Below are 12,470 nucleotides of genomic sequence, written 5' to 3'. Positions count from 1 at the left end.
TCTCACTGCCACCACCAGGGCGCCGGGATACGGCTTCGCAACAGCACATACCCCACCATCCCAATAATTCAGGCACTGACCGCAGGTAATCCGATCATCCCAAGGATCAATCGCCCTTGCCGGTTTGCAAGCATCACTGCCCTCTGTTCCTTCATTCCTGACGCGAAGTTGAACCGGGCCACCCGCCGCCCCCGGCGATTCGATTTCACCCCCATCCCATTGCCTTCCTTCATTTTCTGGTGGGAACACTGGGAACATTGGGAACAAATCTGATAAGCCATTGTTTCCATTTTGATTATCGGTACCCGCCAAGTGGGAACAAGCATCGCTTTGGCTGGGAACGGGTGGGAACAAATCGCCGGCATCCGGGGCTTTATCCCCAGCGCCATCTGTTCCCACCTCATTCACCGGGACCGCCGGCATGAGCGCATCCCAGTCCATTGCTCAGCCCTCGCTTTCCAGGAAGGCCGGCAGGACATGCACCACGCGGGCCGGGCCTTCCGGGGTCCGAACCTTGCTGATCCATTCCCGCTCGCCCTTCTTGATGTAGCCACGGGCCAACATGAGGCGCCCCACCGTTGCAGGGTCCAAGCCCTTGCAAACCCGAGTCCGCCAAACCTCGTTGAAGATGAAGAATTCCAGCTCCCCATTCTCGGCGCTGCCTTCATAGCGCCGATAACCGGCCCGGTCACTGCGCACTGAGGCATGCTTGTCCGTATCGACACCCGGCCGCGCCCAGTCGGTAAAAGCAGACTCGGCATACCGTTGCAGGAATTCACGCACCTGGGCGAGCGCCGCCCTTTCCTCGTGATTGCCTTCCCCACCTCGATTGGCGATCCAGGCGGCAAAGCAGGCGCCGGCTGCTTTCATCGCCTCACCGGGTGCCCAGCCGGTAATCCCCCAGCTTGTAGCCAGTTCACCGGCCGCACCTACCAAGGCAAAGCGTGCAGCCACCCGGCGGGCCTGTCCGGCCGCCGTATCGGTCAGAAAACGCCCCTCGAAAGCCTTGGCGGCATTGTGTAGTGTTGTGCCCAGCTCGTCCCGATGCTCCACCAGGCAGGCGAGAAACGCCGGCCAGGCCGTGCCGTGATGCTTGGCAATCGCCCGATCAAGCCCCTTGGCAAACTCGCTGCCATTGGCGGCGCCGTGCAACTGCTCGAACACCCCCAAGCCGGCGCCCGCATCGGCCGGAATCTCCGCCAGGCGCAATTCCTGGCCGGCCTTGGCCTGCTTGCCGGCCTCGCCCATATGCTGGGACAAACCGATTTCACCCGCCGACAGGAACAACAGGCGCCAGCGGGCTTGCTCCCGCATGCCGCCCGTGCGGGCAGCCCGCGCTTTGCCGCTGCCATTGGCCAGCATATAGGCCACCTCGCCAGCCGCTTTAGGATCGAGTTGGGCCAGTTCGTCCAGATACAGCGGGGCATCACAATGCTGCAAGGCCAGCCCTTCCAGGCCGTTATCCGTAGCTCGCCAGCGCTGCATGTAGTCCGCACCACCGCACACGGAGGCACCGACACGGAGGCATGTCGTTTTGCCGTCACTACTGCCGCTGCGCAAATGGAAGCCCCCCGACTCCGCCCCCGCCACGTGCAGCAATGGCGAAGCAAAGGCCACGCAGACGGCGAACACCAGGCGAGTATTGCCAGCACACCGGGCAGACACCTCCTGCCGCCATTCGTCTAGGCTGCCCCGCTGCCGGAAGGCATGAGAAGCCGGGGCATCGGTCTGGAATATCCACGCCTCTCCACCTTGCCCGAAAGCCACGGAAGGCAGCACGAAAGCAGCACCGCCGCCCTGGCACTCATGCCAGCCCGTGCGATCCGTCACGCGGGCGCGATCCTCGGGGGCGGCCTCGATCAGGTATTGCCGCAATAGCGGGCGCCCACTCGGGGCCACCTTGAGACCGGCGCCGCGCAAGGTCCGCTCCAGCTCTGTACCATCGCCGGAGAGCATGGCATCAGGAAGGATGCGGCGCTTTTCGCAGCCATCAGGATCACGGAAGCGGACCAGCTTGCCCCAGCCTTCCCCGTGGGGATCACGCACCAAGGCCACCACCTCTAGGGGCGGGCAGACCCAGCGTGGCGACTTATCCGGCTCCAAGAAATACACGCCGGCATCCTCCAGGATGAAACGCCGCGCCGGTACAGCATCGGCAGCGGGCGCCGCTGGCTTGGCAGGCTGCGCCGCCATGGCCGGCCGCACATCAACCAGGAAGCCGGGCCGATCCAGCAGCAACGCCACATGATCGGCAGCCCAGCCACGCGCCACCAAATCGGCGGCATCGTCACCCGCCCCCAGCACTGGACCCGGCGAGAGCACAGACACCCCAGCATCGTCCCGGCCGGCCTCCTGGGCGAGCTGCGCCAGATCAAGCAAGCGCACCCGCGCCACGCCCAGCCCGGCCAACCGCCGGGCCAGCTTGCCCATGCAGTCCGCCCCTGGCTCGTCGGCATCGGGCCACAGCACCACATCACGGCCGGCCAGCGGTGCCCAGTCTGCCCGCTCCACTGCTTGCGCCCCACCTTGCCAGCACACCACCACCCAGCCAGGCAACAGCCCGGCGGCAGCATCGGCGGCTTTCTCGCCCTCCACCACCATCACGGGGGCAGACGACAAGGCGGCCAGCCGATCCAGCCCCAACAGCGGGCGGGGCGCAGGCGGCGCCTTGAACTGCCAAGCTAGGCGACCATCCACACCGCGCCACAGGGTCAAGGGGGCGAATTGCTTACGCTCACCGGACGGCTCATAGCGGTCATGGTAGAAACAGACCACGCCGGCCGCATCCACATAGGCCCAGCGTTTCACCGGCTTGCCGTGGCGAGAATGCGCAGCCGGCGGGGGCGGGGCATCGGCCGGAATCGGCATGAGGCAGAGCGCACCGCCCCCGGATGCATCGCCATGCCCACGCGAAGGCGCTACCGGCGATTGGACGGGGGCGGAGCATGCTGATTTGCCGGCGCGGCCGGCATCGCTTCCGCCACCCTTGGACGTTTCCGGCACCGACACGCCAAACTGAGCCGCCAGCTTGCGGCCGGCTTCGCCTTGTTTGATCTGCCATACGAAGGCAGCCAAGGCCACCAAATCGCCGCCTTTGTCTCCGCTAGCCCCATCCATCCAGGCGCCGCTATCCAAGTTGATCGAGAACGATCCCGGCTTGTGGTCCGTCCGGTTAGGGTTGAGCGGTAGATATTCCCGCCCTTGGCGCTTGCCGCCATGCAGCCCAAGGAGCTGCATGGTTTCATCAAAGCGCTCCAAAGCGACAGCGGCAACACGCTTGATCCAGGAAGCTTTATCCGCCATGCCGCCCCCTTTCTATGCGCCGCCTTCCAAGGGCTCTCAAGTTGGAGACCTTCTGACGCAAGTCGGCTGCGTCAAGGCGTGCCCTCTCGGCATGATCGTTAAAGTTGTTGGCTATGCGCTCAAATTTGGCGATTTCGTCCTCCAGCTCGACGATGCGTTGCAGCCGCCATGAGCGCTCCCGCCCCTCCCGAATCGTGGTGACACACTTCGGAAACCGCCCCCGGCGAGGCACTTGAAGGACAGGCTGGGCAACCGCAGAGGGAAGTGGAATAACGCAGGCAGCAATGTTCATTTCGCCACCTCGCCAGTCTTGAAAGCCGCTGCATTGGCCACAGGTTGCGACAGGGGAATAAAACTCTCACAACGATAGATGGAAACCGAATGACACCCCCGGCGCTCAAGCCTCGCTTTGTGCTTCTTGGCTTGAAAGCGCGTCATCGGCCAAGGAGCCACGATGTCAGAGACCCGCCCGACACGCTCATAGACGGCATAGCCCGTGCGGTAGATTTCCGGCGTGGAATTGAACCTGGAAGGATTCGCGCTCATGCCGACACCTCCTTCCCTTGCGGAACCGTTATCAGCAGGGCCCGCAGGGCACCGCACTGTTCCTTGAGACGCTCGACCTTATCGGCACAACTCCACAAGTAGTTGTCCTGAATGTCATCGCTATAGCAGCGGAATGCTTCACCACCCTCGCCGTAACAAAGGCATAGCATGGCCTCAAGTTGAAGCAGTCCAGTACCCAAGCGTTCCGCTTGATCGAGGACGGGGGTCAGGTGGGCGCCAGAATTGGCTTGATGATTGGCCGAATCGGCCAGAGAGAGCTTAGGCATGATGCCTCCTTACGTTTTCGAGACTGAGGGCCACCCGAAAAAGGGTGGGGGTGCTCTCAACGCACGTAAGCGCGTCCGGGTCCTTACGGATACCCGACACCCCCATAGCCGGATAGCGGCCCGCGCACGTGCGCAAGCCACCCGAATTGGGGGCACAAAAAACCCGGCTTCGCAGCAAAGGCGCCGGGGTGCTGCTTACGTTTTTGAGAGAACCGCCAGTATCCCGACAGGGGGGCAGACGGTCAAGGGGGCGGTTCATTCCATCAGCCCCGCGAAGATATCCGGAACCACCGCATCCCCCTGAATGGCCCGCATCGCCATCACATGAAGGGCTGCGCCGTCCAGTGCATCTATACGCTGAATCAGAACCGGCAAGCGCTCAGGGGCGCGTGTCGCCATTTCCAGCACACAGCCAAGGGTCGTAAGGCACGCAAAGCCCAACTCATCACCATAAGCCCGACGAACCGCCCCCAGCGCCTCCTTGATATCCACCAGCCAGCCGCCACATGGATCAAGTTCGACGCGCTCCCCATCCTCAAGCGCCCACGGACGATAGAGCTTCAGCACGGCAACACCCAACACGATGCCCAACTGATGCGGAGCATTGGGGTTTTCGTCCGGAAAGCGATCCGGGAAGGCGAGCGGGTTGGGCAGCTGATCGAGGCAGGCGGAATCGCCCTCGCCAATACGGAACACAAGGGCCTTTTCCCACAGGTGCAGCAAGGAAGGAACCGCATTCATTTGGCACCCCCTTCCTTGGTTGCCTCAGCAATGCGGGCGGCAATCCAGCCATCTACGGAGTCTGCAGGCAAGGCAGAGGCACGGGCCCCGATCTTTACCAACGGGCCAAGGCGTCCTGCCTGAATCTCCCGATACACCTGGGAAGGGCTTACCCCCATGCGGCCGGCGGCCTGGGGAATTCGTTCAAGTCGTTGCGGTTTCATCGTTCGCTCCATGTAGTGCGCCGTTGTGGCGCGATGGACGAACGATAGAAAGAGGCTTGCCGATGGTATCAGCCGTATTAGCGGCCCACGGCTAATTAGCGAATCACAGTTATTTGTGCTTGACGATCAAGGCACGATATCCGCCGTCACGAATCGTCTTCGCGGCCTTAAGGTAGTTGCGAACTGTCTTGCTCGCAGAATATTCCGGGTAGATGTTTTCCAGATGCGGCAATAGCTCCTTGGCGATATCCGCCGCCTCCACATTGTCTGCTTCCGCATCCAGCACTCGGAGATATGCTGGATACAAATCAGACCTTTGCCGACCGGCTGAAATCTGGTCGATTTTTCCATCTTGCTGCAAGCGTTTCTGCATCGCAAGAAGGAACGTTTTCGCTTGCTCCAATTGCCCATCCAACGGCAGTTCCAAATCGAACACCATCACTTGGTCGCTAGCCTCCAAGTGATACGAGCCACGTTCCAGAACATGCTTTGGCAACCACTGAGCTGCCGGGCGATCCGCAAATGACAGTAGCGGGGAATATTCACTGGCGGGATCGTAGAACGACGAAAGCCCCCATTTATCGGCCATGACACCGCCAAGGCTACTCGAAACGCCTTTGCCTACCCGTCTAATCCACTCTTCTTCCGTCTCACCATCCAAGCGAGGCGGGTCATACACTTGCAAAGACTCGTGCTCCAGCAGAGAGCGAAAGTCATCTTTGGTCAATTCCGTCCTTCCAGCAAAGCCAGGAACAACCTCCCGGCATCGACGCACATAGTCCGCCCAATCCTGCTGATATTGAGGGTTTCGGCGCAGGAACTCCCACGCCCACTGCTCGACGCTGGCTGCGTCCGCACGTGGATAGCCGTCAGTGCATCTCCAGTCAGAAAACGCCATCACGCGGCAGCCATCCAAACGGCACGAACAAGGGCATACCCCACACCCAGCCCGACAAGACCATAGATCAGCGCCAGCGGCTGCTTGACGATCTCCCACAGGATGGCCAGCACGCCAAAAACCACCACGCCGACCAAGGCAATCGCGCCGATCCCCTTGAGGCTGCGGGGGCGGCGCATCTGCACGCCGGCATACGCCTGGCCTTTACCGTGGGCAATGGCCCCATCTAGCCCTTGCCGGATGTTATCGAATGCCTTGCCCATCGCAGTTACTCCGTTAGGCTGCCAGCGCCTGGGCGTCACTGGGCTTGCGCCCGGTCCGGCGCTGCGGCTTGAGGGTCACATGAGGGGAAAGGCCCGCTGTCGCCGCCATATCGATCAGCGCATCCGTGGAAAACAGGTTGATTCGCCCCCGCACCAGGTCAGAGACGCGGGGCTGAGTGACACCCAGCAAGCCGGCGGCAGCGGATTGGGTCAGCGCTTCCCGCTTGATCCAGGCTTGCAAGCCGCGCATCAACTCAGCACGCGCCTTCATGCTGGCAGCCTCCTGGGGGGTATCCTCCAGGGCTTCCCATACGCTCGCAAATCGCTTTTCGCTCATCGTTGCTGCTCCAATAGTTCCTTGAATCGCTTGCGGGCGAGAGTGATATCCCGCTCGCTCGTCTGCTCGGTCTTCTTCTGGAAGCAATGCAGGATATAGACGGCATCCGCCAGCTTGGCCACGTAGATCACGCGAAAGGTACCGGCCTCGTCCCATATGCGGATTTCCCGGACCCCGGCGCCAATGGTTTTCATCGGCTTCCAGTCGTCCGGCTCCTGGCCGTGCTGCACCTTGTCTATCTGGTAGCCCGCTTCTCGCCGTGCCCCAATCGGAAAGGCCCGCAACTCGTCCAGCGCATCCCCACAGAATTCAACCGGTTTCATGTCTTTGAGTATATCGGAATTTGTATAGTTCCCAAACGCCATGGGCCGGGGCGGGCCGGCAGGATCGGCTTTCGCGCCACAGGCGAGGGGGCGGGTTTTTCCGGCTTTGACTTCTGGCCGAGACGGGCCTCGATCCGCCGCCGGGCGGCTCAGAAGTACCGGCCAAGTGGGAACATGTTCCCAGTAAAAATGGATTTGGTGGGAACACTTATATTCTAGTATCCACGGTCTTTATAAAGGATTGTTCCCACTGTTCCCAGTGTTCCCACTGACTTTTTCAGCTTCCCTTTTAACTATGCAGTTCCTCGCTTGAGGGGAACGACATTGAACGCGGCGCCGCTCTCCAGCCCATTCAGCTTGGCAGCCCACAATTCCAAGGCCCGGCGCCGCTCGGTCAGGTAATCGTGCTTGTCGTAAATAGCCACCAGGCCACCCAAGGAATGATTCAGGCAGCGCTCAGCAATGAGCACATCCACGCCCAGCGAGCCCAAATGGCTGCGACACGTGGAGCGCAGATCGTGCGGGGTGAAATAGCGGAAGCGGGGGCGCTCCTTGTTCATGACGGCATGGAAGCCCTTGAGGGCGGCATTCAGCGTCGTCAGCTCCATGGGCTTATCCACCTTCTCACCCCTTGGGCTACGGATCGGAAGCACATAGGCCGACTCGAAGGCCAGGGCGTGAAGCTCGGCAAACCACCCGGCCACCAACGGCGCCAAGGGAATGACGAACTGCTTGCCGTTCTTTGAGTGCTCGGGTGGGATGGTCCATTCCGCCCGGTCGAAATCGACATGGCGCCACTCCGCTTTCACCAGCTCGCCGATACGCGCCCCGGTTGCCAGCAGGATGCGAACCATCAGGGCATTTTGCCTGCCCATATCCGGCAGCCCCTTGAACACTTCCGCCAGCTCGGCATCTGTCAGCATGACGCGCTGCCGGGTCTCCTTGGTCCCACCGATGATGGCGCGGGCCTTGATATGGGCGCAGGGGTCCGCCGTCACCACATGGCGGGCGATCCCGTGGGCGAATACTTCCCGGATGGCGATCAGCACCAGGCGGGCAACATGCAGGGACTTGAGGCTCGTCGCTTCGACGATCTCCACGATATCGACCGGCGACACCTGGGCGGCCGGGCGCCCGCCGATCTTGGGTAGCACGTAGTCCCGCAACTGCTGCCGGCGCCCATCGATGGTCAGCGGCTTGAGGCGATCCGCCGCCCGCTCTAGGTAGTCATCCGCCAGTCGCTTGAATGTCCAAGCCTGGGCGGCATCCTGGGCAGCCTGTCGCTTCTCCTGTGCCACATCAACGCCCTGCTGCACTTCGGCCCGCTTGTCCGTCGCAATGGCCCGCGCCTTGGTCAGGCTGATATCGGGGTATCGCCCGATGGTCAGCTCCTTGCGCTTACCGCCGATGCGATAGCGCAGCACCCATGCCGCCGTACCCTTGTCCGACAGGGTGAAAGTCAGCCCATCCCCATCCGACATCGCCACCGGCTGACCGGCCCTTACCCAGTTTCGCAGTTGAACATCCGTCAGCTTGCCCATGACACACCCTCCCAGCTACCCAACCACCCGCACAGCTACCCATGTAGCTACCCGGATAGTATGCTGTGTTGTGGGTAGCTACGCAACGTCCTGAAAAGACAAAGCCCGCATTTGCGGGCCTCTGCATGGGTTTTTGAATCAACCCGGAACGTTGTGAAAGGTTGCTACAGATTACAGAAGGTCATCTCGAAATCCACGTCCTGATCGGTGTGGCGCGGGCGCAGGCTGCCGTCCGGGCAGGCGAAGCGGACATTGAGGGCGTACTTGTTGGCGCTGATCTCGGGGATCACCGCCATCTCGTGGGCGAGACGCAGGCGCACCATCTGGGCCGAACTGCCGCCGAGCATGAGCTGGAAGGCGCCGGACTTGGCGACGAAGTGGTCGGGCCGGCCCGAGGCGCGCAGCAGGCGCAGCACGATGGTAAGGGCGTCGCGCAGGGGCAGGAAGGGGCGGGTCCAGCCTTCCAGGGCGGCGCGGCGGGTTTCCGCCGGGTGGTGCAGCCAGAAGTGGTAGGAGGGCACGTCGAACTCGCATACTCCGCCGGGGATGGCGGCGCGGCTCTTGATGCCCATCAGCCATTCGTTGTCGCGCAGGTGCTGGCCGATGCGGCCGGTCATGGCGAGCAGGGCGGCAGAAGCCTGCTCGATTTCGTAGAGGGCGCCGGACAGGGCCTCTTCGGAGATTTCCGGGTTGTTGCGGAAGGCCAGCAGGGTCTGGCGTTGCCGTTCCAGTTCCTGGATCAGGTCGAGCTTGAGGTCGGCCCGGGACGCGGTTTCCAGGATGTCGAACAGGGTGACCAGGGCGACGTGGTGCTCCTGGTGGCCCTGGTGGGCGATGAAGTGGCTCGTCTTCTCGAACAGGTCTTCCAGGCGCAGCAGGGTGCGGATCCGCTCGTTGAAGGGGTATTCGTAGGTGATCACGACCGGAAGGGAGCCTGGAATGAGATGGCGCTGGACTATGCCGAAGGGTTCGGAACGGAGGGCGCGGCCCGGCGGAAAATCAGCGCCGATGCGGCATCCAGGGAAAAAGTCCCTGAATTCTGGCCCAGTTGCGGGGAAATCTCAACACGTTCCATGAAGTCGGTCCCGGTTGTCGCCGGCCAGAGCCGCGGCCAGGCGGCGGTAGTCCCAGTCCAGGGCGTCGATCCGGGGTTCGAGGGCCTCCAGGGCGCCGTCGTTGACGATCACGTCGTCGGCGGCGGCCAGCCGCTCGGCCCGGCTGGCCTGGGCGGCCAGGATGGCGCGGACCTCGGCCTCGGCCAGGCCGTTGCGCGCCATGACCCGGGCGATCTGGACCGCTTCCGGGCAATCCACCACCAGGATGCGCTGGCAGCGTTCCCGGTAGGTGCCCGATTCCACCAGTAGGGGCACCACCAGCAGCACGTAGGGATGGTCCGCAGCGGCCTTGGCCTGACGGTCGCTCTCGGCCCGGATGAGGGGGTGAAGGATGGCTTCGAGGCGCTGCCGGGTGGCCGGATCGGCGAAAGCCAGGCGGCGCATCGCCGGCCGGTCCAGGGCGCCGTCGGCGCGCACCACCTCAGGGCCGAAGGCGGCGCCGATGGCGGCCATGGCCGCGCCGCCGGGGCCGGTCAGGGCGTGGGCGATGGCGTCGGTGTCCACCACCGCCGCGCCCCTGGCGGCGAAGCGCTCGGCCACGGCGCTCTTGCCGCTGCCGATGCCGCCGGTCAGGCCGACGACGAAGGGGGAGGGCGCGCTGGCCATGGTCTCAGCCTCAGCCGCAGCTGGCCGTCTGGGCATTGGGCAGGGCCTTGGCAGCGCTGGACTTGGCCGCCCCCACCGCATCCTGGTCGCCCCGGGCCTGGAGGGTGACGACTTCGCCCTTGCCCGAGCGCGGGCCGACCTTGGCGCTGCGCACTCCCTGGCCCTTGAGGGCGTCCAGGCGATCCCGGGCGCCGCCCTCCGAGGAGAACACCCCCAGGGAGATGGCGAAGTGGTTGGCGCCGCTTTCCTGTACGACGAAAAAGTCGGTGACGCCCATCTGCTTCAGCTCGCCGGCCTTGCGGTCCACGTCGGCCTTGGTCGGCAGGGGCGGGATGAACACCCACCATTGGCTGACCTCGGCCGGCTGGCTGCGCCGGGCGAGCTTGAGGTGCCGGTCCTTGAAGAGGGCGGTCAGCTTGTCCGCTTCGGCGCCGCTCAGGCCGGACCAGGCCAGGCAGATGTCGGGCTTGGCCGCCGCCCGGGGATCGGCTTTGGCGTCGGGCTTGGGGGCGGTCTTGGGGTCCGCTTTGGCGGGCGGATCGGCCTTGGCCGGTTTGGCCGGGGCGGGCTCCGCCGCCGCGGCCGGCGCCTTGGTGCCGTTGCCGCCATCGGCCTTGGCCTCGCCCGCCGGGGGGGCGCCCCCTTCGTCCGCCTTGTCGGCCGGAGCGTCCTTGGCCGGGGCCGCCGCCGGGGGCGGGGTATCGCCCCGGGCGACGATGCGCAGCTTGTCCGCGGCCACCGGGCGCGGGGCCTGGGTGTCGGAAGAGCCGCCGGCGAAGAAGCCCTGGGCGAAGGCCAGGAACAGCAAGTTGGCGAGGATCAGCAGGAAGACGACGATGGGCACGGTGGGCACCTTGGCAACGGGGGATCAGCCGACCTTGGGCAGGTGTTCCAGGGAGGCGCGGATGGCATCGGCCGGGTAGGCATAGTCCTCCAGCTTGCCGCTGAAGTAGCGGTCGTAGGAGGTCATGTCGAAGTGGCCGTGGCCGGTGAGGTTGAACAGGATCACCTTTTCCTCGCCGCTGGCCTTGGCAGCCAGGGCCTCGTCGATGGCGGCGCGGATGGCGTGGCAGGATTCCGGGGCGGGGATGATGCCCTCGCTGCGGGCGAACTGCACGCCGGCGTCGAAGGTGGCCAACTGGGGCACCGCCAGGGCCTCCACCAGGCCGGCCTCGGTGAGCTGGGACACCAGGGGCGAGGCGCCGTGGTAGCGCAGGCCGCCGGCGTGGATGCCCGGGGGCATGAAGTCGTGGCCCAGGGTGTACATCTTCATCAGCGGGGTGAAGCCGGAGGCGTCGCCGAAGTCGTAGGCGTAGGCGCCCTGGGTCAGGGTCGGGCAGGAGGTGGGTTCCACCGCCACGCAGCGCAGGTTGGCCGCGCGCTTCTCGCCGGCGGCCTTGTCGGCCAGGAAGGGGAAGGCGATGCCGCCGAAGGAGGAGCCGCCGCCGCAGGGGCCGACGATCACATCCGGGTAGAGGCCGAGCTTGTCGAACTGCTTCTTGGCTTCCAGGCCGATGATGGTCTGGTGCAGCAGTACGTGGTTGAGCACCGAGCCCAGGGTGTAGTTGGTGTCGGCGCGGCCGGCGGCCTCTTCCACCGCCTCGGAGATGGCCAGGCCCAGGGAGCCCTGGTTGTCCGGGTCCTTGGCCAGCGCGTCGCGGCCGGTCTGGGTCAGCTCGGAAGGGCTGGCGAACACCTCGGCGCCCCAGGTCTGCATCATCAGGCGCCGGTAGGGCTTCTGCCCGTAGCTGACCTTGACCATGTACACCCGCACTTCCAGGCCGAACATCTGGCCGGCGAAGGCGATGGACGAGCCCCACTGGCCGGCGCCGGTCTCGGTGGTCAGGCGCTTGATGCCGGCTTGCTTGTTGTAGAAGGCCTGGGGCACGGCGGAGTTAGGCTTGTGGGAGCCGGCCGGGGAGACGCCCTCGTACTTGTAGAAGATCTTGGCCGGGGTGCCCAGGGCCGCTTCCAGGCGGTGGGCGCGCACCAGGGGGGCGGGCCGCCACAGGCGGTAGATGTCGCGGACTTCCTCGGGAATCTCGATCCAGCGCTCGGCGCTCATCTCCTGCTCGATGATGGCATCGGGGAAGATGGCCTGCATCTGCTCGGGCTTGACCACCTCGCCGTCCGGGCCCAGGGGCGGGGCCGGGGGCGTGGGCAGGTCGGCGGCGACGTTGTACCAGTGGGTCGGCATTTCCGCCGGGTCGAGGTAGATGCGGCTCGGATCGAGGCTGCTCATCGAAGGGTCTCCCTGTGTTGTTGGTGTCGTGATGCGGATGCGTTGCGGCCGATACGGTAGCGCAA

At 64.4% G+C, this 12,470-nt stretch carries 14 protein-coding genes; 1 reads left to right on the top strand and 13 read right to left on the bottom strand.

Going from position 1 to position 12,470, the window contains the following annotated elements; translation table 11 throughout:
* Positions 1 to 444: 444 nt before the first annotated feature.
* Positions 445 to 3,303, bottom strand: a complete 2,859-nt coding sequence (locus tag V7Z98_RS07915) for a DUF927 domain-containing protein (RefSeq protein ID WP_334157596.1) — start codon at positions 3,301 to 3,303, stop codon at positions 445 to 447.
* Between V7Z98_RS07915 and V7Z98_RS07910 the strand changes: the two genes are divergently transcribed.
* A complete protein-coding gene (locus tag V7Z98_RS07910; protein WP_334157595.1) occupies positions 3,302 to 3,475 on the top strand; it encodes a hypothetical protein in 174 nt (57 codons plus the stop codon). The two genes, V7Z98_RS07915 and V7Z98_RS07910, sit on opposite strands and share 2 nt — an antisense overlap.
* A gap of 116 nt (positions 3,476 to 3,591) precedes the next feature.
* On the opposite strand, the gene V7Z98_RS07905 is transcribed toward V7Z98_RS07910, so the two are convergent.
* The 12 genes from V7Z98_RS07905 to V7Z98_RS07850 all read right to left on the bottom strand — a co-directional run bounded on the left by V7Z98_RS07905 (position 3,592) and on the right by V7Z98_RS07850 (position 12,405).
* Positions 3,592 to 3,849: a hypothetical protein gene (locus V7Z98_RS07905; protein WP_334157594.1), complete on the bottom strand. Its 258-nt coding sequence runs from the start codon at positions 3,847 to 3,849 to the stop codon at positions 3,592 to 3,594.
* The gene (locus tag V7Z98_RS07900) at positions 3,846 to 4,136 is read right to left on the bottom strand and encodes a hypothetical protein (protein WP_334157593.1); all 291 of its coding nucleotides are present in this window, start codon (positions 4,134 to 4,136) and stop codon (positions 3,846 to 3,848) included. The genes V7Z98_RS07905 and V7Z98_RS07900 overlap by 4 nt, the downstream gene beginning before the upstream one ends.
* Before the next feature lie 255 nt (positions 4,137 to 4,391).
* On the bottom strand, positions 4,392 to 4,877 hold the full coding sequence (locus tag V7Z98_RS07895; protein WP_334157592.1) for a hypothetical protein: 486 nt from the start codon (positions 4,875 to 4,877) through the stop codon (positions 4,392 to 4,394).
* Positions 4,878 to 5,189: 312 nt separating this feature from the next.
* Positions 5,190 to 5,978: a transcriptional regulator domain-containing protein gene (locus V7Z98_RS07890; protein WP_334157682.1), complete on the bottom strand. Its 789-nt coding sequence runs from the start codon at positions 5,976 to 5,978 to the stop codon at positions 5,190 to 5,192.
* A complete protein-coding gene (locus V7Z98_RS07885; protein ID WP_334157591.1) occupies positions 5,978 to 6,241 on the bottom strand; it encodes a hypothetical protein in 264 nt (87 codons plus the stop codon). The genes V7Z98_RS07890 and V7Z98_RS07885 overlap by 1 nt, the downstream gene beginning before the upstream one ends.
* A gap of 13 nt (positions 6,242 to 6,254) precedes the next feature.
* Positions 6,255 to 6,578 carry a helix-turn-helix domain-containing protein gene (locus V7Z98_RS07880; RefSeq protein WP_334157590.1) on the bottom strand — a complete coding sequence of 108 codons (324 nt, stop codon included), beginning with the start codon at positions 6,576 to 6,578 and terminating at the stop codon, positions 6,255 to 6,257.
* On the bottom strand, positions 6,575 to 6,901 hold the full coding sequence (locus tag V7Z98_RS07875) for a type II toxin-antitoxin system RelE/ParE family toxin (protein WP_334157589.1): 327 nt from the start codon (positions 6,899 to 6,901) through the stop codon (positions 6,575 to 6,577). Before V7Z98_RS07875 ends, V7Z98_RS07880 begins: the two co-directional genes overlap by 4 nt.
* A gap of 293 nt (positions 6,902 to 7,194) precedes the next feature.
* Positions 7,195 to 8,442 (bottom strand): tyrosine-type recombinase/integrase, encoded by a 1,248-nt coding sequence (locus V7Z98_RS07870; RefSeq protein ID WP_334157588.1) that lies wholly within the window; start codon positions 8,440 to 8,442, stop codon positions 7,195 to 7,197.
* Between the two features lie 164 nt (positions 8,443 to 8,606).
* Complete coding sequence (zapD, locus tag V7Z98_RS07865) at positions 8,607 to 9,362, bottom strand: cell division protein ZapD (protein WP_293263932.1); 756 nt, start codon at positions 9,360 to 9,362, stop codon at positions 8,607 to 8,609.
* A 141-nt stretch (positions 9,363 to 9,503) separates the two neighbouring features.
* Positions 9,504 to 10,163, bottom strand: a complete 660-nt coding sequence (gene coaE / locus V7Z98_RS07860) for a dephospho-CoA kinase (RefSeq protein ID WP_334157587.1) — start codon at positions 10,161 to 10,163, stop codon at positions 9,504 to 9,506.
* A gap of 10 nt (positions 10,164 to 10,173) precedes the next feature.
* Positions 10,174 to 11,007 (bottom strand): SPOR domain-containing protein, encoded by an 834-nt coding sequence (locus V7Z98_RS07855; protein ID WP_334157586.1) that lies wholly within the window; start codon positions 11,005 to 11,007, stop codon positions 10,174 to 10,176.
* Between the two features lie 24 nt (positions 11,008 to 11,031).
* Positions 11,032 to 12,405, bottom strand: coding sequence for a TrpB-like pyridoxal phosphate-dependent enzyme (locus V7Z98_RS07850; RefSeq protein ID WP_293263929.1), 1,374 nt, complete (start codon positions 12,403 to 12,405; stop codon positions 11,032 to 11,034).
* Positions 12,406 to 12,470 lie beyond the last annotated feature (65 nt).

The sequence above is a fragment of the Oryzomicrobium sp. genome (assembly GCF_036820405.1).
Lineage (GTDB): Bacteria > Pseudomonadota > Gammaproteobacteria > Burkholderiales > Rhodocyclaceae > Oryzomicrobium.
The sequence above is the reverse complement of the archived record's forward strand: the minus strand, read 5'-3'. Positions and strand labels throughout refer to the sequence as shown.